The organism is Pseudomonas coleopterorum, assembly GCF_900105555.1.
In the GTDB taxonomy this organism is placed as follows: domain Bacteria; phylum Pseudomonadota; class Gammaproteobacteria; order Pseudomonadales; family Pseudomonadaceae; genus Aquipseudomonas; species Aquipseudomonas coleopterorum.
The window spans coordinates 4,780,257-4,806,429 of the sequence record NZ_FNTZ01000001.1 but is presented as its reverse complement, the minus strand read 5'-3'; the positions used below and the strand labels follow the sequence as shown (position 1 = coordinate 4,806,429).

Annotated in this window: 5 protein-coding genes, 2 tRNA genes and 4 rRNA genes; 3 read left to right on the top strand and 8 right to left on the bottom strand. The window is 59.7% G+C overall.

Translation table 11 applies throughout. From position 1 onward, the window contains the following. The first annotated feature begins 474 nt into the window (after window positions 1-474). Window positions 475-16,554 (top strand): retention module-containing protein, encoded by a 16,080-nt coding sequence (locus BLV18_RS21635; RefSeq protein ID WP_090361845.1) that lies wholly within the window; start codon window positions 475-477, stop codon window positions 16,552-16,554. 122 nt (window positions 16,555-16,676) lie between these two features. Further along, the gene (locus BLV18_RS21630) at window positions 16,677-17,015 is read left to right on the top strand and encodes a hypothetical protein (protein ID WP_049858986.1); all 339 of its coding nucleotides are present in this window, start codon (window positions 16,677-16,679) and stop codon (window positions 17,013-17,015) included. Window positions 17,016-17,088: 73 nt separating this feature from the next. Here the strand turns inward: BLV18_RS21630 and lapD are convergent, their stop codons facing one another. Then, a complete protein-coding gene (lapD, locus tag BLV18_RS21625) occupies window positions 17,089-19,041 on the bottom strand; it encodes a cyclic di-GMP receptor LapD (RefSeq protein WP_090361842.1) in 1,953 nt (650 codons plus the stop codon). Window positions 19,042-19,052: 11 nt separating this feature from the next. Next, on the bottom strand, window positions 19,053-19,733 hold the full coding sequence (gene lapG, locus BLV18_RS21620; protein WP_236690448.1) for a cysteine protease LapG: 681 nt from the start codon (window positions 19,731-19,733) through the stop codon (window positions 19,053-19,055). A 241-nt stretch (window positions 19,734-19,974) separates the two neighbouring features. Here lapG and BLV18_RS21615 point away from each other — a divergent pair, with 241 nt between their 5' ends. Further along, window positions 19,975-20,670, top strand: a complete 696-nt coding sequence (locus BLV18_RS21615; protein WP_090361838.1) for a GntR family transcriptional regulator — start codon at window positions 19,975-19,977, stop codon at window positions 20,668-20,670. Window positions 20,671-20,728: 58 nt separating this feature from the next. Here BLV18_RS21615 and rrf (BLV18_RS21610) read toward each other — a convergent pair. From rrf (BLV18_RS21610) to BLV18_RS21585, 6 genes are all read right to left on the bottom strand, one after another. Continuing rightward, window positions 20,729-20,844 (bottom strand): 5S ribosomal RNA (gene rrf / locus BLV18_RS21610). 107 nt (window positions 20,845-20,951) lie between these two features. Then, window positions 20,952-21,067: ribosomal RNA gene (gene rrf, locus BLV18_RS21605) — 5S ribosomal RNA — on the bottom strand. A gap of 148 nt (window positions 21,068-21,215) precedes the next feature. Beyond that, a 23S ribosomal RNA gene (locus tag BLV18_RS21600) occupies window positions 21,216-24,108 on the bottom strand. Window positions 24,109-24,358: 250 nt separating this feature from the next. Then, a tRNA-Ala gene (locus tag BLV18_RS21595) sits at window positions 24,359-24,434 on the bottom strand. Window positions 24,435-24,439: 5 nt separating this feature from the next. Further along, window positions 24,440-24,516: transfer RNA gene (locus tag BLV18_RS21590), tRNA-Ile, on the bottom strand. 65 nt (window positions 24,517-24,581) lie between these two features. Beyond that, window positions 24,582-26,118, bottom strand: a 16S ribosomal RNA gene (locus BLV18_RS21585). Together the 16S, 23S and 5S rRNA genes with 2 tRNA genes alongside form the textbook arrangement of a ribosomal RNA operon. Window positions 26,119-26,173 lie beyond the last annotated feature (55 nt).

Here is a 26,173-nt window from a genome sequence, read left to right as displayed (position 1 = left end):
GAACTGGCCATTTTCGCACCGGCGACTCGCACGCAAAGCCCCAGGCCATTTACCGTTCATCCACGCTCCACGTACTGTGCAGCCCGCGCCTGGCAGGCTTTGTGCTATATCCGGCTTTCTTGCGACGCATCCATGGCGAGCACTCCTGACGACATCTCCCGGATATTCCAGAAGCGACTTTTTTTGTCACATCAACCGGCGAAAAATGTCAGTCGTGGTCGTCTTGACGTCAATGAACTCACGCTGTTGAAGCGTTTTGCATACCTAAGAAATATCAATGTGACATTACACAATGGATTGTTTAGGATGGCGCCAAATAGGTCAATACATTGTCATAAAGTTCATTTTAGCGGATTTAAGACAATAGTTTGACGTCAATATTACAACATACAATACGTACCGAATGCCCGTCGCCTTCACTGACGATGTTCAGGCACCGTACCAAACGAATCGTCACCCCGGAGAGTCACCCACATGAGCAGTGTTGTTGCCATCGTCAAAAGCATTGTTGGCCAAGTATTCGCAGTGTCCCCCGAGGGGATTCGCCGAGTGCTTATCGAAGGGGATCGGCTATTCGCCGGGGAGCAGGTCGTCACGGGTGAAGCCGGTGCGGTCACGTTGGCGCTGGCCGATGGCCGCACCATCGATCTGGGGCGCGACACTCAATGGAGTGCCAACACGCCCGACTCCATCGCCGACCTGAGCGCGGCCACGGCTCAGGCGGCCCCTTCGGTAGAAGAGTTGCAGCAGGCTATCGCGGCCGGCGCCGACCCTACCCAGGATCTGGAAGCCACTGCTGCAGGCCCGGGCGCGAACGACACCGGCGGTGAAGGCGGCGGTAGCCACAGCTTCGTACTGCTCAGCGAAACCGCAGGCGAAGTCGATCCTACCGTGGGCTACCCCACCGAAGGTCCGAACGCGGGTGCAGCGCAAAATACACGCGAGATCGAAGGCGATACCAACCCGATCAACGCCGACACCGGTAACGATCCGGCCGTCCAGCGCACGGCCACGCTGACCGTGACGGCGACGACCGCCATCACCGAAGCCGGCGGCGTGATCACTTACACCGCCACCGTGACCCAGGCACCTTCTGCCGACCTGACCGTCAACCTGTCCAATGGCCAATCGGTGCTCATTCCCGCCGGCCAGACCACAGGCGCCGTCAACGTCACCGTGCCGGACACCAACACGCCTTACATCGATCCGTCGCAGATCTCCGTAACCGTCACCGGCACCACCGGCGGTGGCGACCTGGCGGTCACCACCGATCCGACCCCGGCCGTCACCCGTGTCGACGACACCATCGACGTCACCACCGTGACCCTGACCGTGGGCAACAACCCCGTCACCGAAGGCACGACGATCACTTACACCGCCGTGCTCACCAATCCGGCGCAGACGCCGGTAACCGTGACCCTGTCAAACGGCTCCACCATTACCATCGCGGCTGGTCAGTCGTCGGGGTCGATCGACGTGGCCGCACCGGCCAACGACGTCTACAACAACCCGACCACCCTCAACACCACCATCACCGGCGCTACCGGTGGCAATTTCGAAAGCCTGGTGCCAAGCACAACGCCTGCGGTGGTCAACATCGTCGACTCGATCGACACGACGACCGTCGTGCTCACCGCGACCACTCCGGCCGGCGGCGCCGTCGAGAACGGCACCATCGTTTACACCGCTACAGTAGGCGCGCCTGTCACCGGTTCCCCGGTTGTCGTGACCCTGTCCAACAACCAGACCATTACCATCGCGGTCGGTGAAACCAGCGGTACCGTTTCCTACACCTTGGGCAATGACGTCTACAACGGCGCTGCCACCGTCAGCACCGCGATCACCGGCGTAACCGGTGGCAACTACGAGCAGCTGACCCCGAACACCACACCGGTCGTGACGCCGGTTGGCGATAGCGTTGATGTCACCAACGTCGTGTTGACCGCCACCGTTCCAGCGGGCGGCGCTGTTGAGAATGGCACTATCGTTTACACCGCTACGGTAGGCGCGCCTGTTACCGGTTCCCCGGTTGTCGTGACTTTGTCGAACAACCAGACCATTACCATCGCAGTGGGCGAAACCAGCGGTACCGTTTCGTACACCCTCGGCAACGACGTCTACAACGGCGCCGATACCGTCAGCACCGCGATCACCGGCGTAACCGGTGGCAACTACGAGCAACTGACGCCGAACACAACGCCGGTCGTGACGCCGGTTGGCGATAGCGTTGATGTCACCAACGTCGTGTTGACCGCTACCGTTCCAGCGGGCGGCGCTGTTGAGAATGGCACTATCGTTTACACCGCTACCGTTGGCGCGCCTGTCACGGGTTCGCCAGTGGTTGTGACCCTGTCTAACAACCAGACCATCACCATTGGTGTAGGCGAAACCAGCGGCTCGGTTTCCTTCCCTCTGGGCAACGACGTCTACAACGGCGCCGCCACCGTCAGCACCGCGATCACTGGCGTAACCGGTGGCAACTACGAGCAGCTGACGCCGAACACAACGCCGGTCGTGACCCCGGTTGGCGATAGCGTTGACGTGACCAACGTCGTACTGACCGCTACCGTTCCAGCTGGCGGCGCCGTTGAGAATGGCACCATCGTTTACACCGCTACCGTTGGCGCACCTGTCACCGGTTCCCCGGTTGTTGTGACCCTGTCTAACAACCAGACCATCACCATTGGTGTAGGCGAAACCAGCGGCTCGGTTTCCTTCCCTCTGGGCAATGACGTCTACAACGGCGCCGCCACCGTCAGCACCGCGATCACCGGCGTAACCGGCGGCAACTACGAGCAGCTGACGCCGAACACCACACCGGTTGTGACGCCGGTTGGCGATAGCGTTGATGTCACCAACGTCGTGTTGACCGCTACCGTTCCAGCGGGCGGCGCTGTTGAGAATGGCACTATCGTTTACACCGCTACCGTTGGCGCGCCTGTCACGGGTTCGCCAGTGGTTGTGACCCTGTCTAACAACCAGACCATCACCATTGGTGTAGGCGAAACCAGCGGCTCGGTTTCCTTCCCTCTGGGCAACGACGTCTACAACGGCGCCGCCACCGTCAGCACCGCGATCACCGGCGTAACCGGCGGCAACTACGAGCAACTCACCCCGAACACTACGCCGGTCGTGACGCCAGTTGGCGATAGCGTTGACGTGACCAATGTCGTGTTGACCGCTACCGTTCCAGCAGGCGGCGCCCTGGAAAACGGCACGATCCTCTATAAGGCTACCGTTGGCGCACCTGTCACCGGCTCGCCGGTTGTCGTAACCCTGTCGAACAACCAGACCATTACCATCGGGGTCGGTGAAACCAGCGGCACTGTCTCCTACACCCTGGGCAATGACGTCTACAACGGCGCCGACACTGTCAGCACCGCGATCACCGGCGTAACCGGCGGCAACTACGAGCAGCTGACGCCGAACACCACACCGGTTGTGACGCCGGTTGGCGATAGCGTTGATGTCACCAACGTCGTACTGACCGCTACCGTTCCAGCGGGCGGCGCTGTCGAGAATGGCACTATCGTTTACACCGCTACGGTAGGCGCGCCTGTCACCGGTTCCCCGGTTGTCGTGACCCTGTCGAACAACCAGACCATCACCATCGCGGTCGGTGAAACCAGCGGTACCGTTTCCTACACCCTGGGCAATGACGTCTACAACGGCGCCGACACTGTCAGCACCGCGATCACCGGCGTAACCGGCGGCAACTACGAGCAGCTGACCCCGAACACCACACCGGTTGTGACGCCAGTTGGCGATAGCATTGACGTGACCAACGTCGTCTTGACCGCCACTGTCCCAGCGGGCGGCGCTCTCGAAAACGGCACCATCCTTTACACCGCGACCGTCGGCGCTCCAGTGACTGGCTCGCCAGTCGTCGTGACTTTGTCGAACAACCAGATCATTACCATCGCAGTGGGCGAAACCAGCGGCTCGGTTTCCTTCCCACTGGGCAATGATGTCTACAACGACGCCGCCACCGTCAGCACCGCGATCACCGGCGTAACCGGCGGCAACTACGAGCAGCTGACGCCGAACACCACACCGGTTGTGACGCCGGTTGGCGATAGCGTTGATGTCACCAAAGTCGTACTGACCGCTACCGTTCCAGCGGGCGGCGCTGTCGAGAATGGCACTATCGTTTACACCGCTACGGTAGGCGCGCCTGTCACCGGTTCCCCGGTTGTCGTGACTTTGTCGAACAACCAGACTATTACCATCGCAGTGGGTGAAACCAGCGGTACCGTTTCTTACACCTTGGGCAACGACGTCTACAACGGCGCCGATACCGTCAGCACCGCGATCACCGGCGTAACCGGTGGCAACTACGAGCAACTGACCCCGAACACCACGCCGGTCGTGACCCCGGTTGGCGATAGCATCGACGTCACCAACGTTGTGCTGACCGCCACTGTCCCAGCGGGCGGCGCCCTGGAAAACGGCACCATTCTCTACACGGCTACCGTTGGCGCACCTGTCACCGGCTCGCCGGTTGTCGTGACCCTGTCGAACAACCAGACCATTACCATCGCAGTGGGCGAAACCAGCGGTACCGTTTCGTACACCCTCGGCAACGACGTCTACAACGGCGCCGACACCGTCAGCACCGCGATCACCGGCGTAACCGGCGGCAACTACGAGCAGCTGACCCCGAACACCACGCCGGTCGTGACCCCGGTTGGCGATAGCATCGACGTCACCAACGTCGTCTTGACCGCCACTGTTCCAGCGGGCGGCGCCCTCGAAAACGGCACCATTGTCTACACGGCTACCGTTGGCGCCCCCGTCACTGGCTCGCCAGTCGTCGTAACCCTGTCGAACAATCAGACCATCACCATCGCGGTCGGTGAAACCAGCGGCACCGTTTCCTACGCGTTGGGCAATGACGTTTACATTGGTGCCAACACGGTCAGCACCGCCATCACCGGCGTAACCGGTGGCAACTACGAGCAGCTGACCCCGAACACCACGCCTGTGGTAACGCCAGTCAGCGATGTGATCGATGTCACCACCATCAGCCTCACCGGTGCTGCGTCGGTAACCGAAGGTGAATCGGCGAGCTACACGCTGACCCTGAGCAATCCAACCAACGTCGACACCCAGGTCACCCTGAACCTGAGCTACGGCGGCAGCGCTACACGTGCCGACTATCAGGGCACGGACACCATCACCGTGACCATCAAGGCGGGAGAAACCAGCGCCAACTTCCAGCTGCCCATCATCGATGACGCTCTGGTCGAAGGCCGCGAGAACGTCGTGGTCACCATCGCCAATCCGACTGGCACCAACTTCGAGAGCCTGGTAGTCAACCCGCAGGCCGCCAGCGTCAATACCGTCATCATCGACAACGACGCGCCCGTGGTCGGCGACAACGACGGCGTGCCAGGCAACAAGCTGACCGGTACCGAAGACACCGTACTGGCACTGGACTGGGCCTCGTTCAACATCGAGCCGACCGCCAACCCCAACCTCGACCTGGGGATCAAGTTCACCAGCCTGCCGGCGAACGGCTCGCTGCAATACAACGATGGCTCGGGCTGGAGAGACCTGACCCAGGCCGATCTGGGCACCACGTTCAGCAAGGCTCAAATCGACGCAGGCACACTGCGCTTCGTCCCGGTGGCCGACGAATCGGGCAGCGATGCCTACAACAACGGCGGCACGGGCGACCAGCGCAGCGATTACGCCAACTTCACCTTCACCCCGACGGTCGATGCCCTGGTGGGCAAGCCGGGTACCGTGGTCATCGACATCAAGCCGGTGGCTGACGTCCCCGTGCTGTCTGTGGCCCAGACCATCTCCGGTCTGATCAAGTACACCTACACCGACCTGCAAGGCCTCGGCACCAACGGTGAAGGCGCTGATCCTGCATTGATCAAGTCCACCATCGAAGCCGCAGGCAGCCGTCCGGGCGTCGTCATCTCCGACGTCGGTGACTCTAACGTGGTGCAGGGCACCGGTACCAAAGTCACCGGCCTGATCTTCCTCGAAGCTGGCAAGACCTACACCTTCAGCGGCAAGGCCGACGACGGCCTGTTGATCAACGTTGGCGGCAAGGATCTGGATGGCGCGCACTGGGGCGCTGGCATCGACCCGACCTCGGGCGACTACACTGGCAGCATCACGCCGACCGAAACCGGCTACTACAGCATCGACCTGTATCACTACAACCAGAACGGCCCAGGCTTCTACAACCTGAACCTCTCGGTGGACCAGGGTCCAGCGACGTCGATCGGTGCGAGCGGCGTGCCGCTCTACAGTGATATCAGCGAAGTGATCAAACAGGGCATCGATGTCGTCCCGCACGTCGACGCCAATGGCGACGGCTACTACGCCGGCTACGAACTGAACCACGGTGCCGAAGACACCGCGATCCAACTGAGCACCATCGCCGTCGCGTTCGGCGATACGCGCGACGGCTCCGAACTGCATGTGCTGCAGATCAGCGGTATTCCAGTGGGTGCAGTGCTGCGTGATGGCGCCAACCACGTTTATGTGTCCGAGGCTGGCGGCACCGGCACGGCCGACATCACCGGCTGGAACCTCAGCACCCTGACCTTCACGCCACCGACCGACTTCAACGGCACCGTGGCGCTGACCGTTACCGCAACGGCCACCGAAAAAGCCGATCTGGCCAACCCAGCTTCGGTCAGCCAGCAGCTGAACATCATCGTCGACCCGGTCACCGACGTGACCAACGTGGTTCTCACCGCCGAAGTCCCAGCGGGCGGCGCGGTCGAAAACGGCACCATCGTCTACACCGCCACGGTCGATTCGCCAGTGACCGGCGCGCCAGTGGTCGTCAGCCTGTCGAACAACCAGGTCATCACCATTCCCGTAGGTCAAACATCGGGCTCGGTGACTTACGTCATTGGCAACGACGTGTACAAAGGTGCCGATACCGTCAGCACGGGCATCACCGGCGTAAGCGGTGGCACCTACGAGCAACTGACTCCGAACACCACGCCGGTCGTAACGCCAGTTGGCGACAGCATCGACGTCACCAACGTCGTACTGACTGCCGCCGTTCCAACCGGTGGCGTGGCTGAAAACGGCACCATCGTCTACACCGCCACTGTCGGCGCACCGGTAACCGGTTCGCCGGTGGTCGTGACCCTGTCGAACAACCAGACCATCACCATTCCAGTAGGTCAGACGTCGGGCTCAGTGTCGTACGTCGTCGGCAACGACGTGTACAAAGGTGCCGACAGCGTCAGCACCGCCATCACCGGCGTGACCGGCGGCAACTACGAGCAACTGGCCCCGAACACCACGCCAGTCGTGACCCCGGTTAGCGACAGCAACGACGTTACCAGCGTTGTACTGACTGCCGCTGTTCCAGCGGGCGGGGCCGTTGAAAACGGCACCATCGTCTATACCGCCACCGTTGGCGCACCGGTCACCGGCTCGCCGGTTGTAGTGACCCTGTCGAACAACCAGACCATCACCATTGGTGTGGGAGAAACCAGCGGTACTGTCTCCTACACCCTGGGTAACGACGTCTACAACGGCGCCAACCCCGTCAGCACGGCTATCGCCGGCGTAACCGGTGGCAACTACGAGCAACTGACCCCGAACACCACCCCGGTCGTGACGCCAGTTGGCGATAGCACCGACGTCACAAACGTCGTACTGACCGCTACCGTCCCAGCGGGCGGCGCCTTGGAAAACGGTACCATCCTCTACACCGCGACCGTCGGCGCACCTGTCACCGGCACCCCGGTTGTCGTGACCTTGTCCAACAACCAGACCATCACCATCGGTGTGGGCGAAACAAGTGGCACCGTTTCCTACACGCTGGGTAATGACGTCTACACCGGCGCCGCCACCGTCAGCACGGCCATCACCGGCGTAGCCGGTGGCAACTATGAACAGCTGACTCCGAACACCACGCCAATCGTGACCCAGGTCGGCGATGTGACCGATGTCACCACCATCAGCCTCAGCGGCACTGCGTCGGTAACCGAAGGTGAGTCTGCGAGCTACACGCTGACCCTGAGCAATCCGACCAATGTCGATACGCAGGTCACCCTGAACCTGAGCTACGGTGGCAGTGCGACAGGTGCCGACTATCGGGGCACGGACACCATCACCGTGACCATCAAGGCGGGGGAAACCAACGCCAACTTCCAACTGCCCATCGTCGATGACGCTCTGGTCGAAGGTCGCGAGAACGTCGTGGTCACCATCGCCAATCCGACCGGCACCAACTTCGAGAGCCTGGTAGTCAACCCGCAGGCCGCCAGCGTCAACACTGTCATCATCGACAACGATGCTCCGGTGGTGGGCGACAATGGCGGCGTGCCAGGCAACAAACTGACCGGTACCGAAGACACCGCACTGGCACTGAACTGGGCGTCGTTCAACATCGAGCCAACCGCCAACCCCACCCTCGACCTAGGCATCAAGTTCACCAGCCTGCCGGCTAACGGCAACCTGCAGTTCAACGACGGCAGCGGCTGGAAAAACCTGACCCAAGCGGATCTGGGCACCACGTTCAGCAAAGCCGACATCGATGCCGGCAAGCTGCAGTTCGTACCCGTAGCCGACGAGTCGGGCAGCGATGCCTACAAAAACGCCGGTACCGGTGACCAGCACAGCGACTACGCCAGCTTCACCTTCACCCCCACGGTCGACGCTCTGGTGGGCAAACCCGGCACCGTGACCATCGACATCAAACCGGTGGCTGACGCACCGATCCTGAGCCTGACACCGGACTACGTGGTTCCGACCGGTCTGATCAAGTACACCTACACCGGCCTGCAAGGGCTGGGCACCAATGGCGAAGGCGCTGACCCTGCACTGATCAAGTCCACCATCGAAGCCGCCAACCGGCCTCAGGGCGTGGTCGTTGCCGATGTGGGTGACACCAATGTCGTACAGGGCACATCTACCAAAGTCACCGGCCTGATCTTCCTCGAAGCCGGCAAGACCTACACCTTCACCGGCAAGGCCGACGACGGTCTGCTGATCAACGTTGGCGGCAAGGATTTGAGCACCGCCCACTGGGGCGCTGGCGTCGATCCCACTTCAGGTGACTTCAGCGGCACCTTCAAGCCGACTGAAACCGGCTACTACAGCCTGGATCTGTACCATCACAACCAGAACGGGCCGGGCTTCTACGGCCTGAACCTGTCGGTCGACCAAGGCCCCGTGACTCCGATCGGCCAGAGCGGAGCGCTGCTGTATACCGACATCGCCGACCTGGTGAACCAAGGCATCAAGGTTACCCCGCACGTCGATGGCAACGGTGATGGCTACTACGCCGGCTACGAACTGAACCACGGTGCCGAAGACACTGCGATCCAGCTGAGCACCATCAACGTCACCTTCGGCGACACGCGTGATGGTTCCGAACTGCACGTGCTGCAGATCAGCGGTATCCCGGCAGGTGCAGAGCTGCGTGACGGCGCTGGCCATAGCTACGTTTCCACAGCCGGTGGCACCGGCACGGCCGATATCACCACGTGGGATCTGAAAACCCTGACCATCACGCCGCCGACCGATTTCAACGGCACTCTGGCGCTGACCGTCACGGCCACCGCCACCGAGAGCGCTGACTCGGCCAACCCGGCTTCGGTCAGCCAGCAGCTGAACGTCATCGTCGACCCGGTTACCGACGTGACCAATGTCGTGCTTACGGCACAAACGCCACCGGGCGGCGTGCTGGAAAACGGCACCATCGTCTACACCGCGACGGTGGGTAATCCGGTGACAGGCACACCGGTCGTCGTCAAGCTCTCGAACGACCAAGTCATCACCATTCCTGTGGGTGAGACGTCGGGCTCGGTGTCCTACGTCGTCGGCAACGACGTGTACAAAGGCGCCGACAGCGTCAGCACCGCCATCACCGGCGTGACCGGCGGCAACTACGAGCAACTGGCCCCGAACACCACCCCGGTCGTGACCCAGGTCAGCGACAGCAATGACGTCACCAACGTCGTACTGACCGCACAGACGCCAGCAGGCGGCGTGGCTGAGAACGGCACCATCGTCTACACCGCCACCGTCGGCGCACCTGTCACTGAATCGCCGGTGGTCGTGACCCTGTCGAACAACCAGACCATCACCATTCCGGTAGGTCAGACGTCCGGCTCGGTGTCCTACGTCGTCGGCAACGACGTGTACAAAGGCGCCGACAGCGTCAGCACCGCCATCACCGGCGTGACCGGCGGCAACTACGAGCAACTGGCCCCAAACACCACCCCGGTCGTGACCCAGGTCAGCGACAGCAACGACGTCACCAACGTCGTACTGACCGCACAAACGCCAGCAGGCGGCGTGGCTGAGAACGGCACCATCGTCTACACCGCCACCGTCGGCGCACCTGTCACTGAATCGCCGGTGGTCGTGACCCTGTCGAACAACCAGACCATTACTATCCCGGTAGGTCAGACGTCCGGCTCGGTGTCGTACGTCGTTGGCAACGACGTGTACAAAGGCGCTGACAGCGTCAGCACCGCCATCACCGGCGTGACCGGCGGCAACTACGAGCAACTGGCCCCGAACACCACCCCGGTCGTGACCCAGGTCAGCGACAGCAATGACGTCACAAACGTCGTACTGACCGCACAGACGCCAGCAGGCGGCGTGGCTGAGAACGGCACCATCGTCTACACCGCCACCGTCGGCGCACCTGTTACTGAATCGCCGGTGGTCGTGACCCTGTCGAACAACCAGACCATCACCATTCCGGTAGGTCAGACGTCGGGCACTGTGTCCTACGTCGTCGGCAACGACGTGTACAAAGGCGCTGACAGCGTCAGCACCGCCATCACCGGCGTAACCGGTGGCAACTACGAGCAACTGGCTCCGAACACCACCCCGGTCGTGACCCAGGTCAGCGATGTGATCGATGTCACCACCATCAGCCTCAGCGGTGATGCATCGGCCACCGAAGGCCAATCGGCGACCTACACGCTCACCCTGAGCAATCCGACCAATGTCGACACCCAGGTCACCTTGAACCTGAGCTACGGCGGCACTGCGACACGTGCGGACTACGTAGGTCCGGACAGCAACAGCATTACCGTGACCATTCCAAAGGGCCAGACCAGCGTCCAGTTCCAACTGCCCATCGTCGATGACGCTTTGGTCGAAGGTCGCGAGAACGTCGTAGTCACCATCGCCAATCCAACCGGCAGCAACTTCGAAAGCCTGGTGGTCAACCCGCAGGCCGCCAGTGTCAACACCGTCATCATCGACAACGATGCGCCGCTGGTGGGCGACAATGGCGACAACAAGGGCGTGGCTGGCAACAAGCTCAGCGGCACCGAAGACAATGCCGTGGCCTTGGACTGGGCTTCGTTCAACGTCCAGCCAACTGCCAACCCCAACCTCGACCTGGGCATCAAGTTCACCAGCCTGCCGGCGAACGGCAACCTGCAGTTCAACGACGGCAGCGGCTGGAAAAACCTGACCCAAGCGGATCTGGGCACCACATTCAGCAAAGCCGACATCGATGCCGGCAAGCTGCAGTTCGTCCCAGTACCCGACGAGTCGGGCAGCGATGCCTACAAAAACGCCGGTACCGGCGATCAGCACAGCGACTACGCCAGCTTCACCTTCACCCCGACGGTCGATGCGCTGGTGGGCAAGCCTGGCACGGTCACCATCGATATCAAGCCGGTAGCCGATGCCCCGATCCTGAGCCTGACACCGGACTACGTCGTTCCGACCGGTCTGATCAAGTACACCTACACAGGTCTGAAAGGCCTGGGCACCAATGGTGAAGGCGCTGATCCAGCACTGATCAAGTCCACCATCGAAGCCGCCAACCGGCCTCAGGGCGTGGTCATCTCCAATGTGGGTGACACCAGTGTCGTCCAGGGCACCGGTACCAAGGTCACCGGCTTGATCTTCCTCGAAGCTGGCAAGACCTACACCTTCAGCGGCAAGGCCGACGACGGTCTGCTATTCAACGTCGGCGGCAAGGACTTGGCCACCGCGCATTGGGGACCAGGCTCTTCCCCTAACGCGGGTGTTTTCAGCGGCACCTTCAAGCCCACGGAAACCGGCTATTACAGCCTCGACCTGTATCACCACAACCAGAATGGGCCCGGTAACTACACCCTGAACCTGTCGGTCGACCAAGGCCCAGCCACTGCGATCGGTAAGAGCGGAGCGCTGCTGTACACCGACATCGCCGACCTGGTGAACCAGGGTATCAAGGTCACTCCGCACGTCGACGGCAACGGCGATGGTTACTACGCCGGTTACGAACTGAACCACGGTGCCGAAAACACCGCGATCCAGTTGAGCACCATCAACGTCACCTTCGGCGACACGCGTGATGGCTCCGAACTGCACGTGTTGCAGATCAGCGGTATCCCGGCAGGTGCAGAGCTGCGTGATGGCGCCGGCCATAGCTACGTTTCCACGGCTGGTGGCACCGGCACGGCCGATATCACCAAATGGGATCTGAGAACCCTGACCATCACGCCGCCGACCGATTTCAACGGCACGCTGGCGCTGACCGTCAAGGCCACCGCCACCGAGAACGCTGACCCGGCCAACCCTGCGTCGGTCACCCAGAAGCTCAACGTCATCGTCGACGCCGTGAACGACGCGCCCGTGGTCGCCATGGATGAACGTGTGGTCTTCAACGAAGGCTCCGCACAAGCCGTCCATCTGGTCACAGGCCTGAGCATCAGCGACAAGGACAACACCGTTGGCGATCAACTGCAAAGCGCGAAGATCGTCATCCACAACACCATGGCCGGTGACACCTTGAGCTCGGCCTTCGCAACCGGCAACGGCACCACCACTCAAGGCATTGCCTACAAGGTCGCAGGCGTGGGCAGCGATGGCACCATGACCATAACTCTGGAAGGTGCCGCAAGTCGTGCCACCTATCAGGACGTGATCAGTTCGATCATGTTCAAGGCAACCGGCGAACACCCGGAAAGCACCGTGCGCCAAGTTTCGGTCGAAGTGACCGATACCGGCGTGCAGGGCAATGGTGCAAACGCTGCGACCTCGGTCGTGGCCAACAGCGTGATGATGGTCAAGCCCGCCGTGGTTGTGACTCTGTCGGCCGACCCACAGGCCTTCGAAGGCGGTGTGATCAAATACACCGCCACCCTGACCGACCTGCACGGCAATGCCGTCAACGCTCAGGACACCATTCGGGTCGACATCGGCAACGGCGCGAGCATCAGCATCGCCAAGGGCGCCTCGGCAAGCTCGACCACTGTCGATGCGCCAGCGGACGATGTGTACAAGGACGCCGATTCGGTCAGCCGTACCATCCAGAACGTGAGCGGTGGCGGCAACGTCACGCTGATGCCGGGCACCACGCCGGTCAATGTCCTGGTCAACGACACCATCGACGCTACCAAGGTCAGCTTGAGCGCCACATCGGCCGTCAACGACGGCGGCGTCATCACCTACACCGCCACCCTCGACCATGCGGCCGACAAGGCCGTGAAGCTGCTGCTGTCGAACGGCCAGACCATCGACATCGCGGCCAAGGCCACCCAAGGCTCCGTCAACTACACGGTGGCCAACGATGCCTCGCGCGCCGGCATCATCACGGTTGCCGTGGCCGGTATCGCCAACGCCGCCAATGGCAAGCCGATCGATGGCAACTTCGAAAAACTGGTGTACCAGGATGCTTCGGCCAGCACCACCGTGACCGGTCCACAGACCACCATCGGTATCACCGGTGCCGAGCGGATCATCGAAGGCCAGTCGGCCATCTACACCCTGACCCTCAGCCACGAGACCAAGAGCCCGGTCACCGTCACCCTGAGCTATTCGGGCAAGGCGGCCAATGGTGCCGACTTCCAGGGCCAGACCACCGTGGTCATCAACGCCGACAAGTCGTCTGCGACCTTCCCCATCAGCGCCCTGAGCGATCAGTTGCGTGAGGGAACCGAACAACTGGTCGTGACCATCGACTCGGTCACCGGCGGCAACTTCCAGAGCCTGACGCCAGACCCGGCCCACGCCAGTGTTGCCATCAACATCATCGACAACACCCTGGTGGCCGACACCGCCACGGTCGATGAAGGCGCCACCCTGAACGGCAACGTGCTGACCAATGATCGCGACGGTGACAACAGCCTGACCGTGGCCAAGTTCACCGTCGGCGGCACCAGCTATGCCATGGACGCCAACGGCCATGCCTCGGCGCCGGTCACCGCCATCGTGGGCAACCAGTCGGTGACGGTCGGCAATCTGACCATCGCCGCCGATGGCAGCTACACCTACACGCCGGCCAAGGGTTACGAGCACTGGAGCGGCACCGTGCCAACGGTCAGCTACACCACCAATACCGGTGCGGTCAGTACCCTGGACATCACCGTGGGGCCAGTCAGCGATACGCCGCTGCTGAGCGTTGCCAACCCAACTTCGTGGACACTGTCCGGCGACGCCAACACCGTCACCAGCGGCCAGGTCAGCCAGTTGGGCGAAGCGTGGAAGACCCATAACGCCAACAACTACATCGAGGTCAACCCATACAGCGTCTACAACGGCACCTCCAGCAGCACCAAGGTGATCGAGCTGGAAAGCAACGTGGGCGACGCCAGCGACCTCTACACTGTCGTGGCCAACGCCAAGGCCGGTTCGCTGTACACCCTGGACTTCGACTACTCGCCACGCAAAGGGCATGAAGGCGATTCCGACATCAAGGTCATGTGGGGTGACAAGGTGGTTGCCTTGATCAACGGCACCACCGTTGGCATGGTGCACTACAGCCTGCAATTGCCGGTGGACAGCACCGCCAGCAAGACCTTGACCTTCGCTTCGGTGGACAAGAACTCGTTCGGCGGCCTGCTGGACAACATCACGCTGTCCACCACCGGCAACACCGGTGTGGCTGGCAAGGCGATCGCGCTGTCCGAGATCACTTCGCAGCTGGTCGACCGTGACGGTTCCGAAACCCTGACCACGACCATTTCCAACATCCAGGCCGGTGCCACCCTCAGTGACGGCACCCACAGCTTCACGGCCAGCAGCACTGCACAGGTCGCGGACGTCAGCGACTGGAACCTGTCCACCCTGACCCTGACCACCGCGGCCAATGCGCCTGCCGGTGACATCAACCTGAAGGTCAACGCCAGCGCCAAGGACGGTACCGCCGTCGCTGCAGCGGCTGCTGAACAGACCCTGACCGTGCACGTGGTGGAGGCCAAACAGAGCTACAGCGCAATCACCGGCAACGCCGGCACCGAGACGCTGGACGGCACCACCGGCCGCGACATCATCGTCGGCGACGTGACACCGACCCAGACGCAGAACGGCGCCAGCTACAACATCGCCTACATCCTGGATCGCTCCGGCAGCATGAAGGACACCCTGGCCAGCGCGAAGGATTCGGTCGCGAACGCGGTCCAGCAGCTTTCGCAGAACCTGGGCGGCGGCACGGTCAAGGTGACCATCATCGACTTCGGTACCGACGCGCAGCAAGGCACTACGCTGACGCTCAAGGCGAACATGTCGTTGGACGAGATTAAAAAAGATCTTGGCCTCAATGCGATCACCGCCAATGGTGGTACCAACTACGAATCCGCGTTCTACAAGGCCGCGACCTGGTTCAACGGGACCGAAGCCACCAGCAACACCGGTGCCGTGAAGCTCAGCTACCTGATCACCGACGGCGAGCCCACCTACTACCTGGACACCGCAGGTAACCGTCAAGGCGATGGTCGCACCACCAACAGCGCCGTCGTCGAGGGTTCTGCCGAAGGATTCGCAGCCTTGGCCAAAGTATCGACCGTGGAGGCGATCGGGGTTGGTAACAACTCCAACAGCGCCACCGTGGCCACCTTGCAGAAGTTCGACAGCGATGGCGAAGTGCAGACCAAGATCGATGTCAGCAATATCGCTGCCGCACTGAAGAACAGCATCATCACCGCCGGTGGCGACACCATCAACGGCGGCGAAGGCCACGACATCCTGTTCGGCGACACCATCTCGTTCACCAAGGCGGGCGTGACTACCGAGGGTACGGCAGCCCTGACCGAGTACGTGAAATCGGTCACCAACGCAAGCTCCGTCACCTCCGAGCAGGTACACGACTACATCACCAAGCACGCCAGCGACTTCAACGTCGGGCCTGCCAGCTCCGAGGGCCAGGCCGGTCTGTTCACCGTCGCCAAGGGGGGCAACGACTTCCTCAACGGCGGTGATGGCGACGACATCATCTACGGCCAGCGTGGCGATGACACCCTGCGTGGCGGTGCCGGCAACGACGTGCTCTTCGGTGGTGCCGGCAAGGATACGTTCGTGTGGAAAAGCGGTGACGTGGGTACCGACACCATCAAGGACTTCAGCCATGCCGAAGGCGACAAACTGGACCTGTCCGACCTGTTGCCATCGGATGCCGAAACCAACCTGGCGAACTACCTGAAGCTGAGCACCGACACGGCCGGCAACTCGACCCTGCAGATCAGCACCAAAGGTGGCATGACGTCGGCTGCGGCCACCGTCACGCCGGACGTCACCATCAAGGTCGACAATGCGCACTGGGGCAGCGGTACCGATGCCATCAAGTCGCTGATCTCCGGTGGCGACCTGCTGGTCAAGCACCACGATTGATGCCATCGGCAGCTGGCCCCGACGGGTCGGCTGCCGTCAGCATCCAGAGAGTCGGAATCCGTGTAATCTCTGCCGAGGCTGCCCTGCAGTCTCGGCAGGTTTTTTTCGATGGGAGTGTTTCGATGTTCTACGTACAACGCGATCGACAAGGTGCATTGATCCGTGTGGAGGCGGCACCCTATGCCGAAGCCACGGAAACCCTGCCGGCCGATCACCACGAGATCCAGGCGTGGTACGCCAACGATGTGGTCGAAACCAGCCTGAAACAGCTCAAGCAGAGCGACCTGGACATGATCCGGGTACTCGACGACCTGATTCAGGTACTGACCAGCAAAGGCATCATTCGGGTGACCGACCTGCCAGCGGCGGCCCAGGCCAAGCTCAAGGATCGTTCCAGCGCGCGGGTGGCGCTGGGTGGTTTGAACCAGCTGATCAACGACGACGAAACCGGCCTGATCTGAAGCCTTCGTCCCTCCTCACCACCGCGCCTGCAAGGGCACGGTCAGAAGCTGAACGAAGGCCTGTGCGGCAGACCTAGCCTGCCTGCCAGGGCCGCGGTTCGCCCACCAGCTGGCCCTGCACACCGGCAATCCCCATCTCGCGAATTACCTGCAGCTCTCCTTCCGTCTCGACCCGCTCGGCAATCAGCGGCAAGTCGATGCTGTGCGCCGCCCGCTGAATGGCCTCGATGAACAGCCGCTTGTGGCTCTCCTGGTCGATGGCGCGAATGTAGCTGCCGTCGATCTTCAGGTAGCCAAGGCCCAGATGGGCCAGGTTGCCGATCATGCTGAAACGCCCGCCAAAGCGCTGCAGGCTCAGGCTATAGCCCAGGCTGCGCAGACGTCGCGTGAACTGCTCCAGCACGCTCTGCTCGGGGATCTGCTCCTCGCCGATTTCCAGGATCAGACGCGGGCCCAGGGACGGATACTGCGCCAGTCTTTCGAACAGCGCTTCCAACGCCTGAGGATCATTCAAGGTCGCCGCGGACAGGTTCAGGGCCAGCGTGGCGTCGTGCTTGCGCAAATGCTCCAGCACCAGCTCCAGCATCAGCCGATCCAGCCGCGCCGACCAGCCGAAACGCTCCAGCCACGGCAGAAACCGTCCTGCTGCCACAGCCTGGCCCTGCTCGTCGATCAGCCGTGAAAGCACCTTGTGGTGAAGCACCTGCTGGGTGTCCGCGCTACTCACCACCGGTTGGAAGTACAGCTGGAAGCGGCGCTGGCTCAGAGCGTCATCGAGCAGGGTATGCCAGGCGTGGTGATCATTTTCCACCGTCGCCAGCGCCCGGTGCTCCAGACACACCCAGCAACTGTCCCCTGGCCCCTCGGCTTGCGCCAGGGCTTCGTCAGCCAGCTTGAGCAAGGCGTGCGGGTCATCACCCGGGGTGTACGGTGCGAGCCCCAGATGGGCCACTGGCAGCAGATCGGTGGCGCCGGTCTGGGCCAGGCTGCGCAGGTTCGCATCGAGCGCCTGTGCGAGCTGCTGGGCCTCCTCGCGCACCATGCCCGGTGCCAGGATGGAAAACTCGCCACCACGGCTGCGGGTGATCAGGTTCTGCGTCTCGGGGTAACCTGCACAGGTGCGAATCAACTGCTGACTCACCGCCTGCAGCAACTGGTCGGTCCGCTGCCCGCCCAGACGTTGGTTGAGGCCTGCCAGATCGTTGATCCGCAACAGCACCAGATACCCGGCGCTGGCCTCTTCCAGATTGCTGACGCGGGTGTGCAATTGCATCTCGAAGTAGCGTCGGTTGGCCAGTCCCGTCAGGCTGTCCTGGTACGACTCGATCCGCAGCCTCTCGCTGCGCACGGTTTGCTCGTGAAACAGCGCCTTGAGCTTTTCCACCATCTGGTTCATGGCCTGCACCACGCGTCGCAACTCGGGGGTCCGCGGCAGATCGGGCAGGCTGAGGAACTCCCGGCGAGCAATGGCGTGCGACTGCTCGACCATGTAGTCCAGCGGTTTGAGCTGGCGACGCAGCAGCAGTGCGCCGAGCACAGCACTCACCGCGCCGCACAGCAGCAACCAGCCCAGACTGCCCAATGCGCCCTGCCATAGCTTGGCCACAGCGAACATGGGGTGGCTCACCACCTCCACCCGAGCCGCCTGCTCCCAGCCACGGCTGACGATGGCGTCACCACCCGCCGGGGCCAGATTGATCATCTTCACGAACCAGGCCGGCACACCACTGCCATCCGGCTCTGCGGCTCGCTCGACGATGACGCTGTCATCCGCCAGATTGACCACACGAATGCTGGCGTAATAACCGCTGTCGAAGATCGAGCTGACCATCAACTCGACCATCGCCGGGTCATCGATGTTGGGCGTGAGCGACAACGCCAGCGCCGTAGCCGCATCCTGGGCGTGCGAACGCAGCTGATTGACGTACTGAGTGCGCGAGCTCTCAAGGCTGACCATGAAGCTGCCAGTGAAAGCCACCACCAGAAACAGACATATCGCGATCAACAGCTGTTTGAACAGAGACATCGTTGCTCCACTTAATGATCCGGGCTTTCCGGAAAGCCTTCTGCGGCCATTTTCTTCAGCACGTCCTGCCAACGCGACAGGCGTTTGGTATCCCCTACCTTCCTGTTGCCACCGGCGCCGGTGAGCCATAATCCTTCACCGTTGAAGGCGTACACCGGCAGCAGGTCCTGACGCTGGCTGGCAGGCAGAATAGGGTCCATCAGGCTATCCAGTACCAGCGGCATGGCAGTCGGTGTGGCGTAATAGGTGAGCACCATGTGCGCCCGATTCTGTCGCAAGGCCTTGACGTAGGTAATGCGCAGCTTGTCGGCAGCGACGCCCAGATGACGCAGGCTGAAATACTTGGCGATCGCATAGTCCTCGCAGTCCCCAGCGCCCTTGAGCAGCGACTGCACCGGCGTTGCCCAGTAATCCACCTCATGCCACAGATCGAGGTCTTCCCGATACCGCAGCTGATGATTGAAGAACTGGTTCACCACTTCCAACTGCTCGCTTTCGCTCAGTGGCTTTTGCGTGGCCAGCAATCGTTGCCACGCATCGATACGCTGCGCGCCCTCACCCAAGGGCCCATACAAACTCTCGGCACGGCGACTGATCTGGTTGAAATCCCAATCGGCACGAAGCCCACCCAGCAACGTACCCGCCAGGGCCAAGGCAATCGCAAGACAGCGCACCGTCTGTAGGTACTTCAACCGTGTAACCAACGTGTTCGATCCGCCGGGGACGCATTGCAGCCCACCATGGTGCGGGGGCGCTGAATAAAAAACAATGGCACGATGAAATCACTTTCGCGAGGTTCTGGGCAGTCTTTTCGTCGCCACAACGCCGCACTTCGTCTGGCTGTCGGCATCCCAGGTGGTTATTCAAAAGCGCCGCCTTTCAATGTGTAACTTGTTGCGTCAGGATGTCGCAAAATAACAGAGGCTGTTTGGCGTGACTGAAAAAACCACTGTGCTGGCCAGCATTCTGGGCAGTGAACAGGTGCCTGCGCATCTGGCGCGCTCGGTGATCGAAGAAAAAGTTCGTGCAGCGATCTACGATGGACGCCTGCCCTGCGGCATGGCCATCCGGCAGCAGGAACTGGCTACTCTGTTCGGCGTCAGCCGTATGCCAGTGCGCGAAGCCTTGCGTCAGCTTGAGGCACAGGGTCTGTTGAAGGTCGTGCATCACAAAGGCGCTGTGGTGGCTCCACTGATCAATCATGACTCAGTGGAAACCTATGCCTTGCGCATGCTGCTGGAATGCGAGGCCCTGCGCCTGTCGATTCCGTTTCTGGAGGAATCCGACTTTGCCTATGCCCAGGACTGTATCGAACACCTGGAGCTAACTGGCGACTACGTCGAGATCAGTCAACTCAACCGCGCCTTCCACTACACGCTGTACAAACGCGCCGACAATCGCCGGCTGTTGCAGTTGGTAGACGAGGGGCTGATTGAAGAGGAGCGCTTCCTACGCTTCAACCTGGAGGCCATGGGTTTGCGCAAATTGGCACAGGATGACCATCGACAGCTGCTCGAAGCTGCTCGGCAACGTGATATCCCCCTTGCAACCCAGTTGCTGCGAGAGCATCTGCAACGCGGCGTCGATGCCATTACCCGCTATCTGGCGAATGCCCAAGGGCAGGATTAGCAAGGCTGAAAAGCAAAAACCCCTGTCTGCGTCAGCAGACAGGGGTTTTCTTATTCAATCTTGACGATGACCTACTCTCACATGGGGAAACCCCACACTACCATCGGCGATGCATCGTTTCACTACTGAGTTCGGGATGGGATCAGGTGGTTCCAATGCTCTATGGTCGTCAAGAAATTCCGTGTGCCGGGCTGGCGTGGCCAGCCTCAGCGAAATATTGGGACTTCTACTTATAGACAAAACCCCTACCTGCTCGCGCAGATAGGGGTTTCGGAATTGAATCTTGACGATGACCTACTCTCACATGGGGAAACCCCACACTACCATCGGCGATGCATCGTTTCACTGCTGAGTTCGGGATGGGATCAGGTGGTTCCAATGCTCTATGGTCGTCAAGAAATTCTGTAGCCGGGATGCCCTTGGGAGGCACTCCAGCGAATCGGGTATGTGATGTTCGTGGGTTGTCCTGCTTGCGAACTTTCGGTTCGTGTCATCTCCACAGTCACCGCAATCTGGTCATTCGACGCAAATTGCTTGGGTGTTATATGGTCAAGCCTCACGGGCAATTAGTATGGGTTAGCTCAACGCCTCACAGCGCTTACACACCCCACCTATCAACGTCGTAGTCTTCGACGGCCCTTCAGGGAACTCAAGGTTCCAGTGAGATCTCATCTTGAGGCAAGTTTCCCGCTTAGATGCTTTCAGCGGTTATCTTTTCCGAACATAGCTACCCGGCAATGCCACTGGCGTGACAACCGGAACACCAGAGGTTCGTCCACTCCGGTCCTCTCGTACTAGGAGCAGCCCCTCTCAAATCTCAAACGTCCACGGCAGATAGGGACCGAACTGTCTCACGACGTTCTAAACCCAGCTCGCGTACCACTTTAAATGGCGAACAGCCATACCCTTGGGACCGGCTTCAGCCCCAGGATGTGATGAGCCGACATCGAGGTGCCAAACACCGCCGTCGATATGAACTCTTGGGCGGTATCAGCCTGTTATCCCCGGAGTACCTTTTATCCGTTGAGCGATGGCCCTTCCATACAGAACCACCGGATCACTAAGACCTACTTTCGTACCTGCTCGACGTGTCTGTCTCGCAGTCAAGCGCGCTTTTGCCTTTATACTCTACGACCGATTTCCGACCGGTCTGAGCGCACCTTCGTACTCCTCCGTTACTCTTTAGGAGGAGACCGCCCCAGTCAAACTACCCACCATACACTGTCCTCGATCCGGATGACGGACCTGAGTTAGAACCTCAAAGTTGCCAGGGTGGTATTTCAAGGATGGCTCCACGCAGACTGGCGTCCACGCTTCAAAGCCTCCCACCTATCCTACACAAGCAAATTCAAAGTCCAGTGCAAAGCTATAGTAAAGGTTCACGGGGTCTTTCCGTCTAGCCGCGGATACACTGCATCTTCACAGCGATTTCAATTTCACTGAGTCTCGGGTGGAGACAGCGCCGCCATCGTTACGCCATTCGTGCAGGTCGGAACTTACCCGACAAGGAATTTCGCTACCTTAGGACCGTTATAGTTACGGCCGCCGTTTACCGGGGCTTCGATCAAGAGCTTCGCTTGCGCTAACCCCATCAATTAACCTTCCGGCACCGGGCAGGCGTCACACCCTATACGTCCACTTTCGTGTTTGCAGAGTGCTGTGTTTTTAATAAACAGTCGCAGCGGCCTGGTATCTTCGACCGGCATGAGCTTACGGAGCAAGTCCTTCACCCTCACCGGCGCACCTTCTCCCGAAGTTACGGTGCCATTTTGCCTAGTTCCTTCACCCGAGTTCTCTCAAGCGCCTTGGTATTCTCTACCCAACCACCTGTGTCGGTTTGGGGTACGGTTCCTGGTTACCTGAAGCTTAGAAGCTTTTCTTGGAAGCATGGCATCAACCACTTCGTCGTCTAAAGACAACTCGTCATCAGCTCTCGGCCTTGAAATCCCGGATTTACCTAAGATCTCAGCCTACCACCTTAAACTTGGACAACCAACGCCAAGCTGGCCTAGCCTTCTCCGTCCCTCCATCGCAATAACCAGAAGTACAGGAATATTAACCTGTTTTCCATCGACTACGCTTTTCAGCCTCGCCTTAGGGACCGACTAACCCTGCGTCGATTAACGTTGCGCAGGAAACCTTGGTCTTTCGGCGTGGGTGTTTTTCACACCCATTGTCGTTACTCATGTCAGCATTCGCACTTCTGATACCTCCAGCAAGCTTCTCAACTCACCTTCACAGGCTTACAGAACGCTCCTCTACCGCATCACCAGAAGGTGATACCCGTAGCTTCGGTACCTGGTTTGAGCCCCGTTACATCTTCCGCGCAGGCCGACTCGACTAGTGAGCTATTACGCTTTCTTTAAAGGGTGGCTGCTTCTAAGCCAACCTCCTAGCTGTCTAAGCCTTCCCACATCGTTTCCCACTTAACCAGGATTTTGGGACCTTAGCTGACGGTCTGGGTTGTTTCCCTTTTCACGACGGACGTTAGCACCCGCCGTGTGTCTCCCATGCTCGGCACTTGTAGGTATTCGGAGTTTGCATCGGTTTGGTAAGTCGGGATGACCCCCTAGCCGAAACAGTGCTCTACCCCCTACAGTGATACATGAGGCGCTACCTAAATAGCTTTCGAGGAGAACCAGCTATCTCCGAGCTTGATTAGCCTTTCACTCCGATCCACAGGTCATCCGCTAACTTTTCAACGGTAGTCGGTTCGGTCCTCCAGTCAGTGTTACCTAACCTTCAACCTGCCCATGGATAGATCGCCCGGTTTCGGGTCTATACCCAGCGACTAAACGCCCTATTAAGACTCGCTTTCGCTACGCCTCCCCTATTCGGTTAAGCTCGCCACTGAATATAAGTCGCTGACCCATTATACAAAAGGTACGCAGTCACAGAACAAAGTCTGCTCCCACTGCTTGTACGCATACGGTTTCAGGATCTATTTCACTCCCCTCTCCGGGGTTCTTTTCGCCTTTCCCTCACGGTACTAGTTCACTATCGGTCAGTCAGTAGTATTTAGCCTTGGAGGATGGTCCCCCCATATTCAGACAAGGTTTCTCGTGCCCCGTCCTACTCGATTTCATTGACAAGAGATTTTCGCGTACAGGGCTATCACCCACTATGGCCGCACTTTCCAGAGCGTTCCGCTAATCTCAAACCAACTTAAGGGCTGGTCCCCGTTCGCTCGCCACTACTAAGGGAATCTCGGTTGATTTCTTTTCCTCAGGGTACTTAGATGTTTCAGTTCCCCTGGTTCGCCTCGCATGCCTATGTATTCAGCATGAGATAACTGTCTTATGACAGTTGGGTTCCCCCATTCAGACATCTCCGGATCACAGTCTGTTTGCCGACTCCCCGAAGCTTTTCGCAGGCTACCACGTCTTTCATCGCCTCTGACTGCCAAGGCATCCACCGTATGCGCTTCTTCACTTGACCATATAACCCCAAGCAATCTGGTTATACTGTGAAGACGACATTCGCCGAAAATTCGCATTTACTCAAAGAGCAACTCACAAATTTTACCTTAGCCTGAACCTACACCAGTGAAAGTGTCTGTCCAGTCTATCTTTCTATCACATACCCAAATTTTTAAAGAACGATTCTGAAAAAGATCAGAAATCAGCATTCAACCATCATTCGATGGAATGCTCATTTCTAAGCTTTGACAACGATGGAGCACCAAAAGTGGTGGAGCCAAGCGGGATCGAACCGCTGACCTCCTGCGTGCAAGGCAGGCGCTCTCCCAGCTGAGCTATGGCCCCATAATTGGTGGGTCTGGGCAGATTCGAACTGCCGACCTCACCCTTATCAGGGGTGCGCTCTAACCAACTGAGCTACAGACCCAATCGTCTTCTTCAATGAATCAAGCAATTCGTGTGGGAGCTCATGAGCCAGCTGTTGTCGTCGATTAAGGAGGTGATCCAGCCGCAGGTTCCCCTACGGCTACCTTGTTACGACTTCACCCCAGTCATGAATCACACCGTGGTAACCGTCCTCCCGAAGGTTAGACTAGCTACTTCTGGTGCAACCCACTCCCATGGTGTGACGGGCGGTGTGTACAAGGCCCGGGAACGTATTCACCGCGACATTCTGATTCGCGATTACTAGCGATTCCGACTTCACGCAGTCGAGTTGCAGACTGCGATCCGGACTACGATCGGTTTTGTGAGATTAGCTCCACCTCGCGGTTTGGCAACCCTCTGTACCGACCATTGTAGCACGTGTGTAGCCCAGGCCGTAAGGGCCATGATGACTTGACGTCATCCCCACCTTCCTCCGGTTTGTCACCGGCAGTCTCCTTAGAGTGCCCACCTTAACGTGCTGGTAACTAAGGACAAGGGTTGCGCTCGTTACGGGACTTAACCCAACATCTCACGACACGAGCTGACGACAGCCATGCAGCACCTGTCTCAATGTTCCCGAAGGCACCCATCCATCTCTGGAAAGTTCATTGGATGTCAAGGCCTGGTAAGGTTCTTCGCGTTGCTTCGAATTAAACCACATGCTCCACCGCTTGTGCGGGCCCCCGTCAATTCATTTGAGTTTTAACCTTGCGGCCGTACTCCCCAGGCGGTCAACTTAATGCGTTAGCTGCGCCACTAAGAGTTCAAGACTCCCAACGGCTAGTTGACATCGTTTACGGCGTGGACTACCAGGGTATCTAATCCTGTTTGCTCCCCACGCTTTCGCACCTCAGTGTCAGTATGAGCCCAGGTGGTCGCCTTCGCCACTGGTGTTCCTTCCTATATCTACGCATTTCACCGCTACACAGGAAATTCCACCACCCTCTGCCCTACTCTAGCTTGCCAGTTTTGGATGCAGTTCCCAGGTTGAGCCCGGGGATTTCACATCCAACTTAACAAACCACCTACGCGCGCTTTACGCCCAGTAATTCCGATTAACGCTTGCACCCTCTGTATTACCGCGGCTGCTGGCACAGAGTTAGCCGGTGCTTATTCTGTCGGTAACGTCAAGACAGCAAGGTATTCGCTGACTGCCCTTCCTCCCAACTTAAAGTGCTTTACAATCCGAAGACCTTCTTCACACACGCGGCATGGCTGGATCAGGCTTTCGCCCATTGTCCAATATTCCCCACTGCTGCCTCCCGTAGGAGTCTGGACCGTGTCTCAGTTCCAGTGTGACTGATCATCCTCTCAGACCAGTTACGGATCGTCGCCTTGGTGAGCCATTACCTCACCAACTAGCTAATCCGACCTAGGCTCATCTGATAGCGCAAGGCCCGAAGGTCCCCTGCTTTCTCCCGTAGGACGTATGCGGTATTAGCGTTCCTTTCGAAACGTTGTCCCCCACTACCAGGCAGATTCCTAGGCATTACTCACCCGTCCGCCGCTGAATCAGGAAGCAAGCTTCCTTCAACCGCTCGACTTGCATGTGTTAGGCCTGCCGCCAGCGTTCAATCTGAGCCATGATCAAACTCTTCAGTTCAATACTGCAATCGGGTTTTGAGAAAACCCTATAAACTTGGCTCAGCAATCGCAAA

Bases quoted from the DNA above. Each gene is read 5' to 3' on its own strand.
- BLV18_RS21630 (WP_049858986.1), top strand. From the start codon at position 16,677: ATGTTCTACGTACAACGCGATCGACAAGGTGCATTGATCCGTGTGGAG.
- BLV18_RS21635 (WP_090361845.1), top strand. From the start codon at position 475: ATGAGCAGTGTTGTTGCCATCGTCAAAAGCATTGTTGGCCAAGTATTC.
- lapD (WP_090361842.1), bottom strand. From the start codon at position 19,041: ATGTCTCTGTTCAAACAGCTGTTGATCGCGATATGTCTGTTTCTGGTG.